Annotated in this window: 14 protein-coding genes; 2 read left to right on the top strand and 12 right to left on the bottom strand. The window is 41.8% G+C overall.

Features of this window, described 5'->3' with window-relative positions:
* Nucleotides 1-29: 29 nt before the first annotated feature.
* The 3 genes from ACL9RF_RS07090 to ACL9RF_RS07080 all read right to left on the bottom strand — a co-directional run bounded on the left by ACL9RF_RS07090 (nt 30) and on the right by ACL9RF_RS07080 (nt 4,679).
* Nucleotides 30-1,307 (bottom strand): DUF4374 domain-containing protein, encoded by a 1,278-nt coding sequence (locus tag ACL9RF_RS07090; protein WP_422799906.1) that lies wholly within the window; start codon nt 1,305-1,307, stop codon nt 30-32.
* Entirely contained in the window at nt 1,304-3,571 is a 2,268-nt protein-coding gene (locus ACL9RF_RS07085) for a TonB-dependent receptor plug domain-containing protein (protein ID WP_422799905.1), read from the bottom strand. The genes ACL9RF_RS07090 and ACL9RF_RS07085 overlap by 4 nt, the downstream gene beginning before the upstream one ends.
* A 409-nt stretch (nt 3,572-3,980) precedes the next feature.
* Nucleotides 3,981-4,679, bottom strand: a complete 699-nt coding sequence (locus ACL9RF_RS07080) for a LuxR C-terminal-related transcriptional regulator (protein WP_422799904.1) — start codon at nt 4,677-4,679, stop codon at nt 3,981-3,983.
* 827 nt (nt 4,680-5,506) lie between these two features.
* On the opposite strand from ACL9RF_RS07080, the gene ACL9RF_RS07075 reads away from it, so the two are divergent.
* Both ACL9RF_RS07075 and ACL9RF_RS07070 read left to right on the top strand, forming a co-directional pair.
* Nucleotides 5,507-6,085: a TetR/AcrR family transcriptional regulator gene (locus tag ACL9RF_RS07075; protein WP_422799903.1), complete on the top strand. Its 579-nt coding sequence runs from the start codon at nt 5,507-5,509 to the stop codon at nt 6,083-6,085.
* A gap of 45 nt (nt 6,086-6,130) precedes the next feature.
* The gene (locus tag ACL9RF_RS07070; RefSeq protein ID WP_422799902.1) at nt 6,131-7,096 is read left to right on the top strand and encodes a nuclear transport factor 2 family protein; all 966 of its coding nucleotides are present in this window, start codon (nt 6,131-6,133) and stop codon (nt 7,094-7,096) included.
* 290 nt (nt 7,097-7,386) lie between these two features.
* Here ACL9RF_RS07070 and ACL9RF_RS07065 read toward each other — a convergent pair whose 3' ends face one another.
* The 9 genes from ACL9RF_RS07065 to ACL9RF_RS07025 are packed head-to-tail and all read right to left on the bottom strand — an operon-like array spanning nt 7,387 to nt 23,348.
* On the bottom strand, nt 7,387-10,230 hold the full coding sequence (locus ACL9RF_RS07065; RefSeq protein WP_422799901.1) for a M16 family metallopeptidase: 2,844 nt from the start codon (nt 10,228-10,230) through the stop codon (nt 7,387-7,389).
* 5 nt (nt 10,231-10,235) lie between these two features.
* Nucleotides 10,236-11,594: a MutS-related protein gene (locus tag ACL9RF_RS07060; protein ID WP_422799900.1), complete on the bottom strand. Its 1,359-nt coding sequence runs from the start codon at nt 11,592-11,594 to the stop codon at nt 10,236-10,238.
* Entirely contained in the window at nt 11,591-12,919 is a 1,329-nt protein-coding gene (locus tag ACL9RF_RS07055) for a MutS-related protein (protein ID WP_422799899.1), read from the bottom strand. The genes ACL9RF_RS07060 and ACL9RF_RS07055 overlap by 4 nt, the downstream gene beginning before the upstream one ends.
* 12 nt (nt 12,920-12,931) lie before the next feature.
* The gene (locus ACL9RF_RS07050; protein ID WP_422799898.1) at nt 12,932-15,220 is read right to left on the bottom strand and encodes a Gldg family protein; all 2,289 of its coding nucleotides are present in this window, start codon (nt 15,218-15,220) and stop codon (nt 12,932-12,934) included.
* A 27-nt stretch (nt 15,221-15,247) separates the two neighbouring features.
* The gene (locus ACL9RF_RS07045; protein ID WP_422799897.1) at nt 15,248-16,180 is read right to left on the bottom strand and encodes an ABC transporter ATP-binding protein; all 933 of its coding nucleotides are present in this window, start codon (nt 16,178-16,180) and stop codon (nt 15,248-15,250) included.
* Nucleotides 16,181-16,206: 26 nt separating this feature from the next.
* Nucleotides 16,207-17,718: a PKD-like family lipoprotein gene (locus ACL9RF_RS07040; RefSeq protein ID WP_422799896.1), complete on the bottom strand. Its 1,512-nt coding sequence runs from the start codon at nt 17,716-17,718 to the stop codon at nt 16,207-16,209.
* 18 nt (nt 17,719-17,736) lie between these two features.
* Nucleotides 17,737-18,474, bottom strand: a complete 738-nt coding sequence (locus tag ACL9RF_RS07035) for a DUF4843 domain-containing protein (protein WP_422799895.1) — start codon at nt 18,472-18,474, stop codon at nt 17,737-17,739.
* 7 nt (nt 18,475-18,481) lie between these two features.
* Entirely contained in the window at nt 18,482-19,921 is a 1,440-nt protein-coding gene (locus ACL9RF_RS07030) for a RagB/SusD family nutrient uptake outer membrane protein (protein WP_422799894.1), read from the bottom strand.
* 10 nt (nt 19,922-19,931) lie between these two features.
* Nucleotides 19,932-23,348 (bottom strand): SusC/RagA family TonB-linked outer membrane protein, encoded by a 3,417-nt coding sequence (locus ACL9RF_RS07025; protein WP_422799893.1) that lies wholly within the window; start codon nt 23,346-23,348, stop codon nt 19,932-19,934.
* Nucleotides 23,349-23,426: the final 78 nt, after the last annotated feature.

Below are 23,426 nucleotides of genomic sequence, written 5' to 3'. Positions count from 1 at the left end.
TTTATGGATATAAATTACCAGGTAAAAGGCTAGTGTAAGTCCAAAATATTGGCCAGACCAGTCGTTAGCATTTGGCCCTTCTTGCTAAAATCGTTAAGGCTAATCTTATTGATGTAGTTTTCGTTGCCATTATCAAAAGGCACATAAGCATAGTCTTTTGTAAAATAACATTTAGCAATCTTACCACTCCTCGTATTCTCCTTGCTTATTTTTTTTGCCGTTTTGGCATGGAGATCAAAAGTCCACCAGTTGAATATAGGGTCCATATTATAGGAATAAGGATTGTCCTTATTGAGTAATTTAGGATCCATAACACTAGCCAAGAATTTGCCATTACCATAATATTCAAAATTAATAACAGGGTTTCCAGCACCGCCTGCAGCAGTTTCTAAATCGAAGTAATAGTCCTTATCGAAAACTTTCTCCCCATTTTTAATACGCAAGAGGCAAGCCGGTTTACCTATAATTTTTCTAAAACCACCAAATACATTGTGGCATAAAACATAGATATCGCCATTTTCAACTTTTTGCATAAAATAAACGCCGCCCCCGGAATTCCAAGCACCTGTAAAGGATCCACGGTCGTCTTGGATGATAGACACCAATGCTTTTTCATTTTTGGGGGAGGAGAGATCGATCTTTTTAAGATCGACAACCAAAATATTACATGTTTTTGTGGCCGGTGTAAACATATCACTTTTTGTGTGATACATAGCAGCAAGTAGATAATTCCCATTGATTATAATTTCACTGATGCCCTCATTTTTAATTTGATCGTCCTTATCGGGGAAATTAGTAACCTCATTCAGACGACTCAGTGAAGACCAGTCAATAACGCCAATTTTTGTCATCGTTGTCGGATTGAAAATAATAATCTTACCCGAGCCGCCAACATAGGCTGTGTTTGCATCTTTAAAGGCTATATTCCCTTGAAAACCCAGTTCGCTTACATTTATTTCGCCCATTTTTTTAGCCAAATTATTAGCAGAAAGTGTCCATCTCGCGATGTTACTATTATGGTAATCGTTTATATAAATGGATTTATTAAATGCGTAAGTCCCCCCCGTGCTTTTGGCCGATAATTCATGTGCATTTTTATTGCTTATGGTACCCGAAAAATCCGTCAAATTAAGCGTTTGCATATAACCAGCGGAACCTTGACCATTTTCATTTTGAACGCGTGTAATTAAAGCAATTTCTGCGGAATTGCCGGATGCTTCCGGGCCGTTATTTTTATCCTTATCGCAGGATGCACAGGCGAGCAGTAAACCGAGAGCAATCGTAAATTTAAAGTTGATGTCTTTCATTTTTTTATAGTTTGATTGGTGAATTGATACCTAAGTTTCCCATAAAAACTTCGTCCCGGTTTTTGTACCGAATAATTATCGAAAAGCCGTGCATTAAGAATGTTCTTGCAGTCGATAGCAAAGCTCCATCGATCATTTTTAGTCTGTATGGAAAGGGAGATATCATTTAAAAATTGGGTTGGTATATTGGCTTTGGATGATTTCTTGCCATTCATGGGCCATGTAAGAAAGTACGAATGAACATAAGATAAGGAATAAAGAAATTTAAAATAATAGCGTCTTTTGTTGGGGAATAGCGTATATGCTACCTGTGTATTGCCATACAAATATGGCGTGTTAGGGATTTGTGCCCCTATATATTTATGTGTAAAAAGCTTGAATTTATCGACCCCTACCAAGCGTGTATCAATATAAGTAGCATTAAAATGTAACCCTAGTCTCGCGTTTGGTTTGTACGTTATAAAACCCTCCGCACCTAATGTTTTGGTTTTTAATAAATTCGTATAAGCCGCAATCGAGGAAGCAATCGACGTTAGCAAGATGCGATTTTTGGTATTTCTATAAATACCGTTAAGGCCGGCGAAAAGCCTTCCTTTACAAGCACTATACTGTAATTTTAGATTTATATTATGGCTGTTTGCCGATTTCAAGTCCGGGTTGGGTTTAATTAGAATATAATCGCCAAAAAACTCCCTGTTATCCGGCTGACGGATTGCATATTCATAACCAGGAATAAAGGCAAAATTAGGGGATACCATCCATTTAAACACCTGTCCAAACCCGAGTTCCGCGGATGAAGCTGTATGCAGCTTATCAAACACACCATTTATGAGGAAATGAGCGCCACGCAGCCTACTATAATAATGCTTTACAGCAGTTGTACTTAACAGGCGTTTATTCCAGATATTGGATTCCACAGCCACACCCATGAAGTTATTTAAAAGGGTTTGCGGTATACGTAAAGGGTCTTTTTCGTAGGTGCTAATTCCTGCTTTATCTTCCCCCTTAAGATCTCGTTTTGTTGTAAGTGCGTTAATATTAAGGGTACAATATTTACCCAATTTAAAGGAAGCATTCTCTCGGCTGTAGAAAATCCGCTGTCGAATTATAGGTGTCCTACCATCATTAAAATACCCCGATTCCCCCTTTTTGTTCGTATTTAAAAAATTTGAATCCCAAAAATAAACCCGTGAGGAAGTGTCTACGAAGGCAGTTTGTTCATAATTATACCCTGTAGTAATACCGAGCTGCCAATTCTTGGTATGCTTACTAGATTTTTGCCAGTTTACTGCGGCGCCTGCGGTATACTCCGTTGAGAAAGGCTCTCCCCAGGGTTTTACAGCCATAAGACCATGTTGCCATGCTTTAAAAGTATGCGTAAAGGACGCTATTACGTAAAAGTTATCTGCCCAATTCCTATCCTTAATCTCCAACCTCAGGCGAGAAAGCGCAAAATCATAAGCGTCATTAAATCTACGGCCCCGACCTTTTGCTGTATTGTATAAACTATCGGTTACAATATCCACATCATCCATCCAATAATTATTGTCGGCATGCCGGTATATAGCATCCATCCCTACACCAAGTTTTTTGTTTTTAAAGGGATGACCAAAGCTATTTATACTCGCCTCCTGCGAATTCCAGGAGCCATACATATAACCAAGGCTTATAAAATCCTTTCCTGCTTGGGCAGTTACAATATTGATAACGCCGCCCAAAGCATCGGCACCAAATTGAATAGGAACCAAACCCTTATAGATTTCAATTCGATCGATTAAATTTAAGCTAAGGTTCTGCAGCTCAAATCCTCGACCTAATAAGTATACCGGTATTTCGTCGACAAAGACACGCACATCCTTACCATCGATACCATTGAGATTAATATTTAGGGAAGTACCCATGCCACCCTGCTGTTGAATACGTATGCCCGGTAAGGTATTTAAAGCTTCAACGACAGTTTTTGATGAACTTTTGATGTCGCTAAAATCTATCACTTCGGGCGCATAGCGGCTTTCCCTAATTTTTTGAGCCACTGACCGATGCGTTCTTTCAATTATAATTTCTTTCAGCGTGCGGGTAGGTTTAACATTTTTTGTATCGATGCTATCTGGCATAACCCTATGGATTGTAGTAAAATGCATATCCGCATAGCTGTAATTTTTAATGCATAGCTTTTGCGCTTGATATTTTTCTGCGGTATAACCATAGAACTGGAAAAAGAGACTCATTAGAATAATAGAAAAACGGTATAGTTTACTGTGCATTGATAATAATTGGTTATTTAGAATCAATCCAAATATAAACTAAAAAAATCTTAAAATTTCAAATAAGTCACCATTTTATTAAAAAAAAATGTTATAAAATATACCTACGTGAGATTAAAACGTTTTATTTGAGCCCGTTCTTTTTTTATACTAAAGTTAGGATTTAAGGCTTATTTCAGAAACACAGCAGATTCAATGCCTCAAGCAAAACTAAAGCGAAGCACAAAGGTCAGTTCCAGGAAGGAAAGTTATAACCGTCGACAGGTAAGCCTTCTTGGTATTCGCTGCGATCTGACTACGGAATGTTTTTTAGGAAGGGTACCCAGTACAAACAATAGACTATCTCTTATTAGGATAGCCTATACTACGATCTTCAGTTTTAGGGAGATTATTTAAGAAGGAATGGGTATTACTGACCATTTAACTTAGAAATAAGATCAACAAAATTTTTGGCCTTAGTTTTTTTTAAAATATTCTTTCGATGGGTGCTAATGGTGTGTTTGCTCGAAATTAAGCGCTCTGCAATTTGACGCGTATCATGCCCCTCTTGAATTAAATCTACAATCTCGCGTTCTCGAACGGTTAAACGGTAGAAATTTTGCGGGTCTAACTTACGGTTTTTGTTTTTGTCGAAAATAAAATAGTCGTTGTCGGGTCGCTGTGCATAATCGTCGATTTTTTCATGGACAACAAAGGTTTTGGTTAAATGTCCCTGCGAATTTATTTCAATAGCCTGGCATTGTTGTCGGATGGTAATATACGATCCATCTTCTATACGGATACGATAACTATAACTCATATGGTATCGAAAATGCTCGCCATAGGAGAGGGTATTGGTGAAATCAAGACCTTTTTTCTCACAGGCCATAAAGTACGGCAAATCCTCCGGATGTATTATCGCGATTAACTTATGGATATCAAATGATTCTCTCGGATAAGAGGTAAGTAAGGAAAAAGTATTGTTCACATACTCAATAATATTTTCGTAACTATTAAAGATAAAATAATAGCTTTTAATAAGGGTTGTATCGGCAGCATTCGTTGCCTTAATAGACTTTTGGCTTTCGACCAATTTATTCCATTCCTGATCTGATAAACTATGCTTCATAGGGGCATGATTTTATTAAAATTATCGTGTACTATTCAAAACGATATACTTTAAAATATTAAAACAGTTTTTGTTTTTATTAAGTTAAAATTTGGTTATATAAATTTATAAAAAAAAGGAATAATATAAAATTTAAATTTACTAAATAATATAAAAATTATCTTAGTTGGTAAATTTATGACGAAGTGATGATATTTCCGCCGTATAATTAGGGCGCTATAAAAAGGTATCCATCAGCGATCGGCCCTTCTTTCCTGCCGTAAAGCCTTTGATTTTCTAGGTAATAATTCAATTAACCTATGTTTATTGTACTTGGTCCGTAATTTGATCGCTATTTTTCAATTTCTATTTGTTGATATAAATTGTAACCTATAATTATTTAACCCCATGATAAAGCCCTTGATAATTATATGTTTTTTAATAAATAGTAGTAATAAATAAAGAAAAGAAATAAAATGTACTTAAAATTATTAAATATTGAAAATATTCGTTATAGGTACTACGTCGATTAACGTTAAAAATTTGGAATTATCCTAAAAAAATTGAGGGTACGCGAGATTCACCAGCAGTTTGGTATACCTCTTTTATTTGCTTAAACGGTATACCTTTCGATATAAGATACCGGTACAATTGTACCTTTTACCTTTCCTACTTAAACCTATTTTCTGTTAATAGATTGGTTGCTTTAAAACTGCGGCTGCTGTAACAGCTGCCAGTCCTTCGGATTTTGCCTTTGCATAATGTTTAACACTGGAATTTGATATTCCGGGAGCTGCGTAAAAAATATTTTGAACCAATTGGTTTAATATATTACCTTTGCCAGCGATATGGCAAGAAATAAAGCATTTGATTACGATGAAAAACTAGAAACCGTGCGTAACCTATTCTGGGAAAAGGGTTATAAAGCTACCTCTATGCACGACATTGTAGATACTTTGCAGCTTAACCGTAGCAGTGTTTATAATACCTATGGGAACAAGCATACCTTGTTTTTGAAATGCCTCGCTAATTATGCACAAATGAAGACGGCCCAGTACCGTAATGCTGTCAAAAACGAGGGGTCGCCATTTGAAGTTCTTTCCTACGCCATACACGATGTGGTAAACCAGACGATAAAGGATAAAAAAGCCTGTCTTATTGTTCGTACTATCTTGGAATTGGGGGATAGTGATCTGGAGGCCGGGAAATTGATAACGGCGAATGCTAAAGTCTTGGAGGGAATATTTCGTGATTTAATAGAAAAGGCACAGGCTGCCCAAGAAATTAAAAAGGATGTGGTGCCGGAAGTCGGTGCGCGATTTATTCTAGCTGCATTTGGTGGTTTTTACGAGCATTATATTCTCTCGGGAAGTAAAATGGAAGTGGAACAAATGGTTGATTTTATGTTGAGCGCCATGCGGGCATAAAATTTTTTTGTCTTATTTTGAAACGAATGGTTTAAAATAAAATTGATGATTAAACAAGGATGTATAATTTTAATAAGCGCTGCGGCCATGGTAAATGCGGCCTATGCACAACAGGTAACACAAAACAATAAAGAGGAGGTTTTTATGAAAATCCATACACAAGAGGATGTACAACGTAGGGTAGTGCAAACCTATTACGAAAAAATTAGGACAGGGAATTTTAATGCTGAAAATGATAACGATTTGTTTACACCAGAGGTAAAGGTGTTCTTTCCGAAAATTGGATTTGCCCAAGGTAGTGTAGCGCTGGATAAAATCAGCGAGCAGGTGCGCCAGTTTTTTAACAGCCGCAGCAGTTTTGAGCCAGACCATCGCAACTTTATCGTAACAGGCAATACCGTAGTTGTGGAGGAACTGTATACTGGGGCGATAGACAGGGGCGATGTCCAAGCCAATACTGGCGGGCTGGATGGAAAATTCTGTATGGTTTTTGAGTTTGTAGGCAACCGGATTGATCGCGTTTACGGTACTGTCGACCGCATTTTCGAGGCTAATGCTCGGGTACAAGGGCTAGGATTAAATCCAGATCAGCCTACAGATCCGAAGGAAATTACGGAACAGCAAACACGAACTGTAGTGACCGATTTTTTCGATATACAATCGGGCAAAAAACAAGGGGTAGTGACCGAGCTTTTTGCCGATGTTGTAGATTTTGATTTAGCCGGTAATGCGGTGAAGTTCCCGTGGGTGGGTAAGCGCGGTACGAAAGTAGAGGTAGTGGATTATTTCCATGTGCTTCACCAGAACATAAAATCCCTGAAATTTGACGTGGAATTTATCGCTATACATGGAGAGAATGCTGTAGCAGTGGGACAGCTATCATCGGTAATCTTAAAGTACAACAAGGTATTTAATGCACAATTTGTGAATATTTTTAAGGTTCGCGACGGGAAAATTGTAAAATACCATTTTATGGAGGATAGTTACCGATTGAATGAAGAAATGAAGTAGCGGCTTGGATACGGCATTTAATGGCCCATATCTTGCCGTAGACCTGCTTTCATGAACAGGAGGTTTAGGGGTTTAGGGGTTTAGGGGGCGGTATGCCGGTTGTTAAGGATAGTATTTTAGCAGAAAAAGAAAATGCCAGGTCATGTTTGCACATGATCTGGCTAATTAAACAAACATGGAAACAAAAATAGTTACTGTCCTCGGTATTTGTTGAGTGGCTTAGGTTCCCAAAATAAGCCACCCATAGGATTGACAGACCAGTTTTTTTTAAAAAAAAACTGGAATACAAATTAGTTCTCAGGGATCAGGATAAAACGGAATAGCTGATCGTTTTGTAGATAGCGTATTGCCATATCTTGTACCTTATCGGCCGTTAAGCCTTCAATTTTTGCTTTATAGTGGTTTACGGCTTCAATGTCTTGCTTGCTAAGGGCGGTATTCAACAGATAGTTTAACCAGAAAGTATTTTGGTTTATATTTTGTTCAAGGCCCAATAGCCTTTGTGCCTTAAATTTATGCATATCCTCGGCTGAAGGACCATTCTGCTGCAAGCGCTGAACTTCCTGGAGCGTTGCTTCAATAAGTTCCTCCGCTTGTTGGGGATTGCTGGTATAGGCCATATTTACCGTATAGCGTGGACGTGGTTTTTCGCTATAAGATGGCGATACTTGAACACTATAGATTCCCGCTTTTTCCTCCCGTAGGGTTTCCAACAAGGCATTGTTTAACGTATAGGCCAATGCATCCATGGCGAGGTTGTTATCCGCATGGAAATCATAATCTCCGGTATACGCAAGGTTAACATTTGCTTTGTCCTCCTGGCCCTTTTTTATCCAAGCTTGAAAACCTTTAGCTGCAGGATAAATACCCAAGTCTTTCCCTTCCTCCTTACGCCCTAAGTTGGGTAAAGAGGCTAAATACTGCGCAGCGAGCTGTTCCAATTTTAAGGTATCTATATTTCCGACAAATACGAAGGTAAAGTCGGAAGCGTCGGCAAAACGTTCTTTATATATTGCTAGCGCACGTTGAAGATCAATTTGGTCAATCTTGGCTAGACTAGGGCCGGTTTTACGTGGGTTACCTTGGTAAAGTAGGGTCGCTATAGAATCGGCAAATACAGCTTGAGGCTGTAGATGTCTGTTCTCGAGGGCAATTTTGCTTTTGTTTAGCTGGTTGTTGATTAAGGCCGTATCTAGTCTTGGCAAACGGAAGTAACCATAAATAATCTGGAAGAACGTTTCCATGTTTTCCTGGTTTGTAGCTCCTTGGAAGCCCTCGCCAAGCTCCTGTATAAAAGGTTGTACGCTCAGGGTTTTTCCAGCTAGCAATTTGTGGAGCTGCGCAGCATCATGGTCTCCGAGACCGCTACTGGAAACAATTGCTGCAGCCTGTACTGCCGATTGGAAGTCGTCGATGTCGTATTGGCTATGTCCCCCCGGACTGTAGGCACTCATCAGGATTTCATCATTTTTGAAATTCGTTGGCTTCACCCACAGTTCGATGCCGTTGCTAAGGGTCCAACGTTGTGCAGCAACACTGTCAAAATACGCTTTACGAACGATTGTTCCTGCTGTTGGAAGTTCAGGGAGTAGGTTTCCCGCAACCAGGGCCTCTACATACGGTTTTGTTTCTTGCGCTAAAGCCTGATGCAACATCTGCTCGATACTGCCTTGGTCGAGGCTGTTATTTTCTGATTTTTCAGGATTAAAGAGTAGGATATCCCGGTTTTTAGTAAAGGTAACTTCCTTTAAGATATCCTGTAAAAGGTTTATATCCAGGTTCTCTACAATTTCACGTATCCGCGGAGAAATATCATCGTGCGCAGGAGCAGGACTTTGTTGTAAAAAGTTGGCCAGCAGCTCGTTCATATAGCTGGTCGAGCTTTTTTTGGATGCCTCTTTATCCTGCATGGTCAACGTGGCCAGATAGTTCCGTTGCGCACGCTCCAGTTCACCTGTGGTAAAGCCATGTTGGCGTGCTTGCTGCAGGCTATAAAACAGCTGCTGTACACTCTGTTGCAGCTGTTGTGGTTTTGGCGAAAGCTGTATCTGAAAAGACTCTACGCCACCCATTAAAGCGTTGAAGCCAACACCAGCAGATAGAAAAGGAGCCTCAGCTTTGCGGCCTAACTCCTGAATACGTGCATTCAAGAGTTGTGTAGCAAGGCCACGGTGGATGTTGTAGGCATAATCGTCGATAGTCTGGGTTTTACGCTGTGGCATCTTGAAATGAAACTGCAGCTGTGATTGCGTAATTTCTGCATCGGAAAACGAAAGAAACTGATTTTTCCCTTTTAAGGGGATGTTATATTTCGCTCGCTTAGGCGCGTTTTTAGGGTTTGTTAAATCGCTGAAAAGCACTTTAACCTGTTGCTCCATATAGACAGGGTCGATGTCGCCGACAATCAATAAGGCTTGCAAATTAGGACGATACCAATCGTTATAAAATCTTCTGATCTCTTGATGGTTAAAGTTTTTTAAAACCTCTTCGGTACCGATGGGTATGCGTTCAGCGTAGCGCGAACCATTGGTTAGGAGGGGGAAAAACTTAGCTTGCATGCGCTCCGATAAACCGCCGCGTTGTCTTTTCTCTTCGAGAATAACACCCCGTTCTTTATCAATTTCTTCGCCTTCTAGCAGGGCACCATGTGCCCAATCCCGCATAATAAGCAGCCCCTGATCCAGCAGGGCTTTATCCTTCGTTGGCAGTGGCAGTTGATAAACGGTTTCCTCAAATCCGGTATAGGCATTAAGGTCTGCACCAAACCGGATACCCGCATGCTGGAGATAATTAACAAGGGCATTCTTGGGGAAGTGCCGGGTGCCATTAAAATTCATATGCTCCAGGAAATGCGCCAGTCCACGTTGGCTTTCCGTTTCTAAAATAGATCCTACCTTATGGGCAAGGTAAAATTGCACCCTTTCTTTGGGTTCCTTGTTGGCTAATATATAATACTGAAAACCATTGGGTAAAGTTCCGAAAACAACCTTTGGATGTAAAGGAATATTCCCGTTTTCGGATAACCTCTTCGTATTCTTCTGGGCGTATACTAGCCCAGGAGTGAAACTCAGCATACATCCCATCGCCACAGCGAGGGCCCCCATGCCTAGGGCATTCTTTGTGAATTTAAACATGAACATTATTCGTTAAGCTTAGCTGTAGGGGAAGCTTGCGGCTTCTCTAGGAGGGATAATATGCCCTCATTTTCTATTAATATCATACCGTGTTTATCGCTACTTATACCTTCCTTAGCGATGTAGGGATACGTCGGAGTGGAGCCCAGCATAACGGTCGGCATGTAACGGAAGGTAATCGCCGGGTCGTGTTTACGCAGCTCTTCGCCAACCTCCACGATATGAGTTGAGATCAGGTAGAAGCATTGTTTGAAGCGTTGAAAGGCCTTGGTTACCGCATAAGTTGCTTCAAAAGCATCCTTCACATTAGTGCCCTTAAAAAGCTCATCAAAGATAACGATGAGGCGCGATTTTTCACTTACCGCTGTGGCTACTTGTTTTACACGTAATACCTCGGCATAGTAGTGGCTATAGCCCATGTTAAGGTTGTCGGAAACGTTGATAGACGTGAAAAGCCCATCCTTTACGGCAAACTGCAGTACATCTGCAGGAACCGGGAAGCCCATATGCGCAAGGTACATGCTGATGCCAAAGCTCTTCATAAAGGTCGACTTACCCGCCATATTGGCACCGGTCAGGAAGAAAAGATTCTGCTTAGCATCAAAAGAAATATCATTTCCTACAGCACCTGTAATAGCAAGATGGCGTATATTTTTTGCATGGATACGGTTATCGTCTGCCGGAAAGGCTTCTGCATAGTTTAACCTACGTGCTTTAGCAACTTTGGCGACCGATATGTACACGTCTAATTGATAAATAAGGGCTAGCAGATCCTGCATCAGCGTGAGCTTGCTGCCCCGGATCTGATTGTCGGCCTTCAAAAACCGGCTAAGGGTCAATTGTTGTGCAGACTGTATACTGTTAAAATTTGCTAATGCCTTCTCATCTTGCAACCAGGCGTTGCTTAGTACAGGGTCATGCTGCAAAATAGGGCCGTGTTTATCGTGCAGATTCACGACCATCGGGCGCAGCTTCCGCAGGATGGTAAGCCAGGCTATAAAACCCAGTTTTAGTTGCTCATCTTCCTGTTTAATGCCTAACAGCGTATTGAGCTTACGCCTACCATGCAACATGGCATTGCCCAACCAGGTAGACGTACTTTCCCCTTGCAGGTACAGGATAGCCAGTTCCAGCTCTTTGGTATCAAAAGGAAGATCAAGATCTACCTGTTGAAATAATTGAAAGATGCGGCTTCGGTTGTTAATCGCCGTAGGATCTGTCAGCGGCTGATTAAACATTTTCTCCAGAGCACGTTCGCCACCAGCGGTATAACACTGGTTAAACTGCGAAAAAATACTGTTCTTTTTAAACTTCCCCAGAAGGTTTAAGTCTTCAATCGTTTGGGTATCGGTGCGAAATATCATACAGTTGGCGCGTTATGGTTCAACAAATCAAGAATACCCTCATTATGTATAATGACCATGCCATGGCGATCAGCGGTAATACCCTCCTTTAGGGTATACGGATACTGAGGCACGCCGTCTTGCAGCAGCGTAGGCAGGTAAACAAAACGAATATGCGGGCAGGTTTCTTTCAGGGTATCTCCGGCTTCGATAATATGTGTGGAGATAATAAACTGACAGGATCGATGCGCATATACCCGACTTGTAATTGCTAAGGTTCCCTCGTGGGCATCTTTAACATTTGTTCCGCGGAAAAGCTCATCGAAGATGACGAAAAGTTTCTTGCCCGCAGCAATCTGTTCTGCTACCGCCTTTACGCGCAGTACCTCAGCAAAAAAGTGGCTATAGCCCATTTGTAAATTGTCGGGCAGATTGATCGAGGTGTACAAAGCATCGCGCACGGAAAAGCATAATCCCTTTGCCGCCACCGGAAAGCCTACATGTGCGAGGTATAATGCAATACCAAGCGCCTTCATCAACGTCGATTTACCCGCCATATTTGCCCCCGTTAGAAACACGATATGCTCCTCCTGGTTTAGCGCAAGATCATTGCCTTTTGCCCCCGCAATAAGGGGATGGTATACGCCCTCATAAATAAGCCTCTCTTCACCCGAGTCGTCAACCTTGGCGAAGGTAAAGCCCTTTTCATTGGCCACCTTGGCCACCGTCATATAGACATCCAATATATAAATATGATGTAAAATATGAAGCATAATTTCTTTTTCCTCAAAGCGGAAAAGGTTATCCATGCGTACAATCTCGGGGTACGGTACTTTGCTCAAGTCTGTATAAACAGGGACCTCGTTAATTCTGGTGCTGTGCAGGATTTTTTTAGCTTCGTTTAGTTCACCTTGATACCAGGAAAGGGTATCCGATGCAAGGACAGCCTTCCATGCACCCAAAATCTGGGTGCATGCGGCTATACCGTGCATTATCTTTTGATGATCTTTATCCAAACCCATAATCGACTGGAAAGCACGCCCCAGCTTCGGCTCATTAGGGTTCAGCTTACTGCGGCTATCGGCGAAGTCTAAATAAGCCGTGCACTGGTCAAACCAACTGCGTTGGAATGGAAAGGGGATATTGAGTGCCGCAAAATGTTGAATAATAGCGCTTCGTTCGTCGATTTTTTTTCCATCCGATAGGGGATAGCGGAGCCATTCTTCCAGCATATCAGCACCCCCCACAGTTTGGGTTTGGTTGAACAGGGAATAGATACTCGATCGACCGCGTTTGGAAAAGATGACTAAATCATCCTGGGTTTGATTATCAATATATAAGGCCATGAATCTTATTTTTTAACGTCCACTTCTTCTAATCCAGATACCCACGCTTAGTAAGATTAAAAGTGCCGGAATAATCCATTTAAGGGCTAGACGTGCATTAGAAAAACCATCTTCAGTTAAACTTAGGCTTTTATCTAGCGCAGGGTCACGGCGGGTATCAATTGGAACTTCCTCATTCGATAACCAGTAGAAAGCAGCATTTATAAGAGAGGAGTTTGCCGACATCATGCGGGGTCTAATTTTTGTCAATTCACCGTTGCTAATCCAATCCGCATCCCCTGTAACTAAAATCTTTTGCTCCTTACCATTCACCTGTTTCGTCATGGCTAATACCGTCGTGTAGCTTTGTTGAATTTCGCCTGCTGCAGGATTTGGCACGGGACGGCTGTCGATAAAATTTAAATCCTCAAACTCACGCCATGTGGTAGAATCTGTACGGAAAAGTGTTGTTATTGTAAACCCTTTATCGGCTACCACCTCCAGTGCCGAAGCACCAGGCATGGTTAACGGTAAATTGTTTTCAAACTGACGGTCCAAATGGAAAGAAAACGGCCTCGCCTCTGCAGTAGGTTTCATGCGCATTAAATCTGCATCAAACAGCGTTACCGTATCCACCAGTACCCCCGGAAGGAACTTCACGCCGATATGCTCCGCAATAGGATTGATAAAATCCACCTTATCCGGTTCCGATGCCAAAATTAGGTTACCACCCGCATCGATATAATCCTGAATATTTTTAAGACTTCCTGCGTTGTAAGCTTGCCGCGGTTCTGCCAAAAACAATACCGTAATTTCTTTCGGTACAGGTTGGTTAAGATCCACCTCTTTAAAGTCAAAACCTTGATTCAGTAAAGCGTAACGGAAACGTTTCTCCTGCGCAAATTTGTTGTAACCACGATCGTCAATAGCCTTACTGCTACGCTCGCCATGCCCCGTTGCAAAACCAACAATTGGCAGATCCATTAATAAGCGTTTCATGGCCGACGTAATTTCGGCTTCAGAAGGATAACGCATCATATCGTCGAAGACCCGTAAAAAGGTTTTTTTACCATTGGCCAATTCAAGCACCCGAACAAATTGAAAATCTTCGGTACTCAAGTCAGGCTTACCCGGCAATTCGTCGTATTTCTTAACCGCAAAAGTCCAATCGTAAATGCGGCGTAAGGAATCGAGGCGTTCCTCATCGGTATTCTTTTCAAACTTTTTGTCTAACCAAGGATTAAAAGCTTTATGGTAATAATATTCATAGTTCAATTTAATATCCGGACGAAAACGCAGGTATTGCTTAAAGCGGTCCATATCGACTTTCTGCCCTATAGGTAAAGCCAAGAAGTTATCCTGCGCCAGCATATTGACATAAGTTGTAATCGTAAGCTGCTGATCTAAGTTTTTCAAAACCGCTTGGCTACTGCGCGATACCGTATTGGTTTTATTGCGCGTAACATCGGCAATAGCCATCATTGTCGGGCGTGTACTTACATAACCTATAGCCGCAGCAACGATGAAAACCAGCGCATATTTCGCCGCCGATAAATACCATTTTGTCTTGATTTTGCTTAAGTTTAAGCGCAGAATAGCAAAGCCGATGAATAAGGAAACTATCAGCAGATAGTACAAGACATCTTCTGCAGAAATTACACCCGCAAAGAAGGCATCCGCACGTCCAGATATGGATAGCCAATAGGTGATATCGCGAACCAATGCAATATCCTGCCCTAAACCACTAATATACCCCAGGAAAGCTAATATGGCTAAAGTTCCAATTGCCGACACCACGGTATAGGAAGTGATAGAAGACATAAATAAGCCGATCGCAGCATAGGCAGAGATTTGTAAAAAAATACCCAGTAAGCCTGCAAATACTACCGGGGCATCGACTTGGTTGATGTTGTAAATCGCAAAACCGGCAAAGATCCCTGTGATGGCGGTAAGGATAAGGGCATAACCAACTAAAGCCAGGTATTTACCCAGAATAATCTGGAAGCTCGAAATAGGGGATGACAATAAGAGTTTAATCGATCCATTGTTATACTCTCTACTCATAACCCCCATGGTCAGCAAGGGAATATAAAGATAAAGGTATTTACTGATTTGTGCATAAAAACCCAACATCCCTGCGAATGTACCTAACGTGGCCGAGGGCACTTCCCGGCCCATGGCTTGAGTTTTGACCATGTTTGCAAATAAATCCGTAAACAGTAACGAGGATTGGAACATGAATATAATGATAACCAACCAAGCTACGGGCGAGTAAAACAGAACCTGTAGTTCTGCTTTGGCAATTTTATTGATAACTTTCATTCTTTTAATACAGATACGTGGTGATTTCTAGGTGTTTTTTTTCTTTTTTGAGAGTTCGGCAAATACCGTGTTCAGCGATCCTTTTTCCAGGGCAATTTCAAGCAAACGCCAATCCCTAATTACAGTCTCCTTAATGAAAAACTCAATTTGTTCGCGGTTGCCATCAAACTCAAAACGGTATTTGGTATGGCTGATTTGCTCGATACTCTGAATACCCGGAAAGCTTAACAATACCTCGCGGCTAGGCGCATTTAAGAGTGTTGCGGTGAACGAATTTGGCATCACATAATTGTCGAAATCATCGAGGGTTCCGGTAAAAATGATTTCCCCATCGTTGATCATCCAGATATCATCACATAAAGCCTGAACCTCCTGTAAGATATGTGTCGACAATAAGACGGTACGCTCCGTAGCAATTTCCTTGATTAGCGCGCGCACCTCTAAAATTTGATTCGGGTCCAAACCATTTGTAGGTTCATCCAGCACAATAAACTCAGGTTTATGTAAAATTGCCTGTGCAATACCGACACGCTGTTGGTAACCACCAGAAAGGTTCTTGATAATGCGATTCGCGAAGTGAGAAATCTGGCATTTCTCCATCACCTCCTGAATGGCAACCTTGGTTGTAGCGGGGTCCATCAAGCGTAAACCAGCACAATATTGTAAGTACTCCTTAATCGTAAGTTCAGGTTGTAGTGGAGGCTGTTGCGGTAGGAAGCCGATTAATTTTTTGGCCTCCACAGGGTTTTCGCGTAAGTTGATTCCACGAATATAGATGTCGCCCTCGGTTTGGTTCAGTACGCCACACATGATGTTCATCAGGGTAGATTTACCCGCACCATTGGCACCCAACAAACCATACACACCACGTTCTTTAAATTCCAGGTTTATGTCCTTGATGGCCCATTGCACATTGTAGCGATGAGAAAGGTTTTGCACCTTTACAATTGAGTTTTCCATGCTTTGTTGTATAATTAGTATTTCGATTAAATTTTATATCCTTTGTACATGATATGAGCGACACGGCCCAAATCTTGCAATCGGTGTAGCTCCTTACTTTGTCCGGCATTAAGAATCGCCGTATTGATGTCGTAAAGGATAACCTGCCCATCCTCCAAGCCAACGGCAATGGTGAAAGTGTCATCGTCTAAGGCCAGCGTAGTGATGCTGCTGCTGAAACTTTGGTATAACCTGGTTTGCGCCCCAGTTTCCACATCAAAGAAATACAGGTTTTTACCGTTATTGCCCGAAAAGAAGAGGTAATTACGGTTTTTGATGGCTAAGAATTGTGTTTTATCATCCATATGTTCCTGCCCCAGTAAAGGGATACGACGTCTTGGCGTGAGTTTTGGCCCTAGTGTTGTGAAATCAAAGTTTTGGAAATAGTATTTCCTATCCAATGGGCTACGCAACACCATACCCCCTGTAATATTCATATACGATTCGATAAACACATTTCCCCACACATACTCCCAATCTCCGAAGTTATCCAGGGGCGTATAATCGCCAGGATACGGTATAGCTGGCGCCGGCATGGCTTTAATTTCAATGCCCCCATTTTGATAAAAACGAGTGCCATCGGCCTGCAACAACCGTTTATTCTGGTAATCGTACATAATAGCGATGTTAGAAGTCTTATACCAAGCATCCCAAATTTCCTTCACCTTCATGCCCTTTTCTACGGTCATAGGCGTGCTCATCCAGGGAATAGTGAAGGCTGCAGCACCATTAAAAAACCGGCCATAAACACTACCATCGGCGTTAACGAAGAGGTCTGCGGCATTAAAGTTTGCAAAATCTACAGGTTGCAGGTTGTCCGGAACTTCACGCGTAAATGCCTTAGAAGCCACTAATTTCCGGGTATAATCCAAACCATTTAAGTCTAAAGCCCCCTGCCCGGCATGTTGCACAGCAAAAACTGCGCGCGTACCACGCATGCTGTAGGGGTATATTTTGAAAGGGTTTGTACCCATAGGATGGCCATTAGCCTGCTGATATAAACCAGTATAGTCCATGTACTTCTTCTTTTTGGCATCGTATACGACATGTGCAATCTCGGAGTTTCCGTTTTTATCCGCATAAAGCACAGCCCAGCCTAAGGAAAAAGGCGACTGAATGCTAACATTTAAAGGCGGAGAGTCGTTGTTGGTATAAACCACACCCGTACGTTTATCTGTCATGTAATATTTAGCACCGAAACCACCAAACTCCTTCGCGAGGAACTTTAAATTAGGCTCTTCGGAATGCAGCTTTCCATTGATGTACCAGGCATGGCTGAAATGAATGGAATCCGCTTGGTTTAAAAAAGTCCTTCTGGGCGCATAGTTTAGCGAGTCGCCTACAAATAAAGATATCGATTGATCCCACTGTATACTGACCAAGTTATTTTCTGCAAACTCATAGTTCCCGTTATCTTTAATACAGCTATGAAGGCTTAAGCTGCCAATACCCGCAATCAAGAGCGCGAGCAGGCAAGAAGCGTTTGAATATTTTTTCATGTTCTTTGTTTTACAGGATTAACCAATTAGTGGAACTGTACTTAACATATCTTTACCGTCGTCTTCTAAGACAGGCGTTCCCTTATCGACCTTATCAATGAGGTAATATTTGAATTGTAACATCAAATCTCTTTTTTGCTCGATCGTATAAGGTTCCAGATCCCCTTCGCCGGTTACTTCGATAAAGGTTCTGTATTTTTTATCGCTGTATTTGCCGAGGTAGGTATTTTCGATCAGGGCATCCCACCATTTAGGGCGTGTAATTTTATCACTCAAACGAAGGACCTTTCTACTTTTAATGGTTTCACCCACCGTTAAGCGATCCGTTTGCTTAAGGTCGATAACAAGCAAAGCCTCCTTACCTTTCAGGTTTTGCTTTTTGTATACCGATAGGTAGAGGGTGTCTGTGGCCAACCCTTTACGCAGCACCGGGTTACTGCGAAACTGGTAAACATCAGCATCTGCCGTGGTTTCTTTGGCATTTACCTTAAAGCCAATAGCGATATCCTCCGTGCTCTGTTCGCCGATGTATTTCACAGGTATACGCACCTGTAGCGTATCCAACAGCGGTGTCAAGAAAAAAGCCACCGACATGGTATCCGTATACGGGTCTAAAAACTGAATGTATTGCTTACCATGATAGTAAGGGATGTCATTTTTCTTACAAGCAGCAAAGAAGAAAGAAAGACCAATGCAGGACCAGGCCAAAAGCAAAAGGTTTCTATTTAATTTAAGTGTGAAAAAGCTTTTTTTCATGTTCGTATTATCTTTCATCCTCAGGAAGAGGTGCCGTGAATTTAGTGTTGATCTCAATAACCTGTGCGCCTAAGGTCATAGGCCTGTTAAGGCGTTTATGGGCAAAGATGGTTTGCCCTTCCGTGAAGTAATCCCGGCGGTATTCCATCATCAACTCATCAAAATAACCTTTTTCGGATTCGTCGGTAAACGCATTGCTCTTGCCACGTGCTGCACGCATTTTATTCAATACATTTAAGGCTTCTGCAGTATTTCCTTCGCGGTATAAACATTCGCTATAGATGTAGTACGCCTCACTTAAACGGATAACAGGAAGAATTTTATTTTGGGCTTTCTGTTCTGTAGACTCCAACCATTTAAACGTTACATTATCGACTGTATTTAAAATATTGCGTCGGTAATCACGTTCATTAGAAGGGAAGAAGGATTGGTAGCTCAAATGCAGACGCATGGGATACTGCGTTCCCTTAAAATCCTTAATTTTTTCGAGCAGCATCGGATCATAGAAGGCCAGCAAAATATCTTCCGGCAATTTTTGATAACGGTTGATGTTGTTTGTAAAATTCTCGGCAGTAAAAGAAAACCAACGTTTACCCTCTGGACCGTAGGTTTTGTAGACAAACTGTGCCGCCTGTTTTGCTTTCGGGTAGTCGCCAGCATAGAGGTAAACACGAGCCAGCAGCGTACTGATTGCCACAAAGTTCATGCGATTCATGCGGAAGCTAAAGAAGATACCCTGATTTCCTGTAACGCCATTCATGGTGTAACTTATGCCCCCCGCAAGGTAAAAGCTATTCTTTAAGGTGTCATTTTCAGCAACCAACGATTTTGCCGCTTCTAAGTCTGTTGCAATACGCAGCAGAATGGTATCTGTAGGAAGTCTTTCGGCAAAATGGGCAGGATAAGTATCCTGATAAGGAACGATGTACTCATCTTTTTTCAAGGCCGGACTCGGCGCGAAAATGCGGACCATATCGAAGTGAAGCAAAGCCCTTAGCGCTAAAGCCTCCCCCTTAATCAAGTTCTTCTCGGTCGCACCATACTGAAAAAAACTATCGTCTTTTTTATCAATCTCCTGAATAAGTTTATTACAGCTAGCGATAATGGTGTACGATTTTCCCCATACATTTTTGAGTAAGCCACGCAGACTAGTATGATTTAAATCTGGTGTTGCCGCATTTTTTAAATCTTCCGGCAGCTGAAAAGCATAATAATCATTGCCCATAGCACTGGCAAAGCCCCAGGTTAAGTTTCTGCCGTACAAATCAGGGGTCGCCGCTAATTGGTAGATCCCATTGAGGGCAGTTCTAAACCCATCTGATTGCTCAAAAAGTGTTTCATCGCTGACGCGGTCGTTTGGCTGTATATCCAACCATTTATTGCAGGAGCTGCTGATGAAAAGCAACAGTGCCGCACATAGGCAGGTAAGTAACGCATTCGTTTTCATTTCTGTGTGTTTAAAATCCTAGGTTGATGGATAGATCAAACGTACGTGCGAAGGGATATTCCAATCCGCGCTCTTGTTTTACGGTTGATATTTTAAAGACATTGTTTGTATTGGCCTGGATACGAAGCATATTAATTTTAGCAATGCTTTTCAATTTTTGCGGATTAAAAGTGTAACCCACACTCAAGGAGTTCATCGTAATCGAATTCGCGCGTTGTACAAAGCGTGAAGTCGGTCGAGTGGTCCAACTTAATTCTGCAATATTTTTGAATCTAGCAATATCTCCAGGCTGTTTCCAGCGGTCGTATAAGAAACGGCGATCTGCATTATTGTTGTAGATATCGATGTTTTCGACCTTGTTTAACAGGGTGTGATTATATTCATCCTTACCATACTCATACATAAATGTGCCCATAACGGTAATATTTTTGTAGAAAATATTAAAGCCGAAAGTACCTTGCGCTTTTGGCGCCGTATTGGCAATAATCTGTTGATCTGCGGCATTCCATTCGCCGGTAATTGTTCCATCCTTACGCAAGAACAACTCCTGTCCGTCCATTGGATTAATACCCAAAGACTGCATACCAAATAGGGAATACAACGTTCCCCCCTCAACATATTTAATATGCGGTGTGGAGAACCTCTTTTTATCCGTATCTCTTTGGGATCCAGCAGGTGAAAAATTATCATACTGCTTATCCACCAGATTATTATAAGCTTTTAAGGCATTTGAGATATTGGTAATTCTATTACTATTGGCCGCCAAGTTTCCAAATACCGACACATTAACATCCTTCTGTCGGATAATCATGTAACGGACATTGATCTCAAAACCCTTATTAACCACTTCCCCGATATTTCCCTTATACTGCGCGAAGCCCGATGAAAGCGGTAAGTCAATATCGTTGACCAAGTTTTCGGTTTTCTTATGGTATAAATTGAAGTTTAGGTTTAAGCGATCATTAAAGAGGCCAAAGTCTGTGATAACATCAAAAGTCTTCGTTTTCTCCCAAGTCAGCGCGGGGTTACCCATATAATATAAGGATACCCCAGGCCCCGTAGAATACCAATCATTGGAGATTACATAATGGTTTTTAGCCGCAAAAGGAGGGAAGTTAGTTTTTCCCAGTTGCCCCGTATTGGCTGTAATGCGGGCACGGTTGATGAAAGGCAAATTTTCCATAAACTCATATTTATGTAAGTTTAAGCCCGTACCGAACGACCAAAAAGGGGCATATTTTTTCTCGGTGCCAAATTCCGATGAACCATCCAAGCGGCTGGAAACATCAAACAGGTAGATGTCCTTAAACGAGTAATTCATCGTTAAGAACGTTCCAAAAAGCCGCGATTTACTAATGGCGTTAGTCGGTTTCCCTTTGATTTTGTTTGCCAAATTAGGGCTATGCTGGTCGCCCGAAGCAAAACCCGTATAAAGCGCATTAAACGCATTATTTTCATTTTGTAAGGCATTTAAGCCCAAGGAAAGGTTGATGTTATGGTTACCAATTTGATTCAGGTAATTGACCAAAGCATTAAGGTTTAACCCCAAGGCATCCGAGCGACGTTGGTTTAACTCGCCAATTTCGGCAAAATCTGTTGTCGGGTCGATGTTATAGCGTCCCGATGCTGGGTCTACATAAGTCTCGTTGGTCGTATTATTTTTAGTTACCGAAAAGGAACCTCTAAAATGAAGCTTTGGAATAACCTGACCATTCCAGGAGAAGTTGTTTGTGATGTTGCTATTGTTGCCTTTACTGTAGTTTTTCGTGTTTGCCGCTTCATACAAAGGATTCACAAGATTAAGGAGGTCTGTACCACCTGTATGCCACACCATGGTTCTGCGTTGCACATTTCCATTTGCATCGAAGATTTCATCATAAGGAGCTTTGGTGGTGTAATCCGAGAATTTACCATAAGGCGAATCGTGACTTTCGACGATATCGACGTTCACATCATTACGCACCTGATATTTTCCTAGCCGATATTCAACCGATAGCCCCGCACCATTGCGGTTACGTGCTGATTTCTTCATGACCCCACTTTGACGGTCGGCACGAAGCGATAATCCGAAACGCACCTGTTCGGTTCCTCCGTCTATGTTTAAGCTGTGTTTTTGGTTGATCTCGTTGCGCAAAGGCTGTGCAATCCAATCCGAGTTTACACCACGATTTACCTGCGATTGTTTCTTTAAGAACTCATCCGTTAATAAAACGGCATTCGCCGGTAAGGTCGTTGGTTTTATAGTATAATATCCTGCAAGGCGCTCGGCTTCTAATTTTTCTGCCGCATTCATCAGGTTGTAGTCCGATAAATCTGGTGCCGTTAGCGTACCGACGCCCGTATAGCTAAAGCGTAACTTCCCCGGGATAGGGGGCACGGTTTCAATAACGATAACCCCGTTTGCAGCGCGCGATCCATATACCGCTGTCGCCGCAGCATCTTTTAAGATGGTAACACTTTTAATCTGGTTAATATCAAAGTCATATACCCGTTGCGCACTCACCTCGTAGCCATCCATAATAAAGATGGGCAAGTTGGGGTTGTTGGTAAGGTTGCCTTGAGATAAATCCACATTTTGATCCAACTCTTTAACACCAATACCCGAGCGACCGCGTATGTAAAATTCAGGAAGGGAATTGGGATCCGATCCACGAAGGTTATTTGTTTCGATACGGAACGAAGGGTCATAAACCTGCAGGATATCCAATACGTTTCTGTTGCCAACATTCAGGAGGTCCTGTTTGTCGACACGAATCGCATTCCCCGTGAAGCTTTCCTTACGTATGGTGCTGTAACCGGTAATAATAACATCTTCAACTTTCTGATGTTCCGTATGCATGACAATAACGTTGTTCTGACGGTTTTCATGGATTACCTGGTCTAGCGATTGGAGGCCCACATAACGGAAGGTCAACGTTACCTTACCGCTGGTTTTGGCCAATATAGAGAAAGCCCCTTGCTGATCTGTCATGACCTGTTGCGGTTCATTTTTTATACGTACAGATACCCCCGCTAAAGGTTTCCCCAGGGTGTCAATCACCCGACCTTTAATAAGGTTCTCCTGCTGTTTGTCTAGCTGTCCCGTCGTGTTTTGTACCGTCAACTGCATATTAACAGCTATGTTTTTGGCTTTAATAATGACGGTATTGTTGTTTTTGATTTCGTAAAGAAATGGTTGGTTTTTAAAGGCTGCATCCAACGCCTGTTTTACCGATACATTGCTGACGTTAATCGTTATTGGGGTAGCTTTTTTAAGTAGATCCCCATTGAGTAGAAAGTCATAACCCGATTGGTTGCGAATTTCATTGATTACATCATACAAAGCGGCTTGCTTTTTTGAAATGGATATATTTTGCGCGAAGGCCATAAAGGGCGCTAAACCCAAGCCCAGCATCAACGCTATCCAACGTCGTTTTGTACGTTTCATAATGTTTGTTAAAGTTACTTTAAGCCTCTATGGTTAGTAAAGAGCACTTAAAGACAAAAAGAATATGCGGTCAAATAT

This window comes from Sphingobacterium sp. Mn56C (genome assembly GCF_049319645.1).
Taxonomy (GTDB): Bacteria; Bacteroidota; Bacteroidia; order Sphingobacteriales; family Sphingobacteriaceae; genus Sphingobacterium.
Note: the sequence above shows the minus strand (reverse complement) of the source record. Positions and strands in the feature narration are given on the sequence as shown.

Excerpts from the sequence above, each read along its gene's own strand:
- ACL9RF_RS07090 (WP_422799906.1), bottom strand. The coding sequence starts at position 1,307 with ATGAAAGACATCAACTTTAAATTTACGATTGCTCTCGGTTTACTGCTC.
- ACL9RF_RS07085 (WP_422799905.1), bottom strand. The coding sequence starts at position 3,571 with ATGCACAGTAAACTATACCGTTTTTCTATTATTCTAATGAGTCTCTTT.
- ACL9RF_RS07080 (WP_422799904.1), bottom strand. The coding sequence starts at position 4,679 with ATGAAGCATAGTTTATCAGATCAGGAATGGAATAAATTGGTCGAAAGC.
- ACL9RF_RS07075 (WP_422799903.1), top strand. The coding sequence starts at position 5,507 with ATGGCAAGAAATAAAGCATTTGATTACGATGAAAAACTAGAAACCGTG.
- ACL9RF_RS07070 (WP_422799902.1), top strand. The coding sequence starts at position 6,131 with ATGATTAAACAAGGATGTATAATTTTAATAAGCGCTGCGGCCATGGTA.
- ACL9RF_RS07065 (WP_422799901.1), bottom strand. The coding sequence starts at position 10,230 with ATGTTTAAATTCACAAAGAATGCCCTAGGCATGGGGGCCCTCGCTGTG.
- ACL9RF_RS07060 (WP_422799900.1), bottom strand. The coding sequence starts at position 11,594 with ATGATATTTCGCACCGATACCCAAACGATTGAAGACTTAAACCTTCTG.
- ACL9RF_RS07055 (WP_422799899.1), bottom strand. The coding sequence starts at position 12,919 with ATGGCCTTATATATTGATAATCAAACCCAGGATGATTTAGTCATCTTT.
- ACL9RF_RS07050 (WP_422799898.1), bottom strand. The coding sequence starts at position 15,220 with ATGAAAGTTATCAATAAAATTGCCAAAGCAGAACTACAGGTTCTGTTT.
- ACL9RF_RS07045 (WP_422799897.1), bottom strand. The coding sequence starts at position 16,180 with ATGGAAAACTCAATTGTAAAGGTGCAAAACCTTTCTCATCGCTACAAT.
- ACL9RF_RS07040 (WP_422799896.1), bottom strand. The coding sequence starts at position 17,718 with ATGAAAAAATATTCAAACGCTTCTTGCCTGCTCGCGCTCTTGATTGCG.
- ACL9RF_RS07035 (WP_422799895.1), bottom strand. The coding sequence starts at position 18,474 with ATGAAAAAAAGCTTTTTCACACTTAAATTAAATAGAAACCTTTTGCTT.
- ACL9RF_RS07030 (WP_422799894.1), bottom strand. The coding sequence starts at position 19,921 with ATGAAAACGAATGCGTTACTTACCTGCCTATGTGCGGCACTGTTGCTT.
- ACL9RF_RS07025 (WP_422799893.1), bottom strand. The coding sequence starts at position 23,348 with ATGAAACGTACAAAACGACGTTGGATAGCGTTGATGCTGGGCTTGGGT.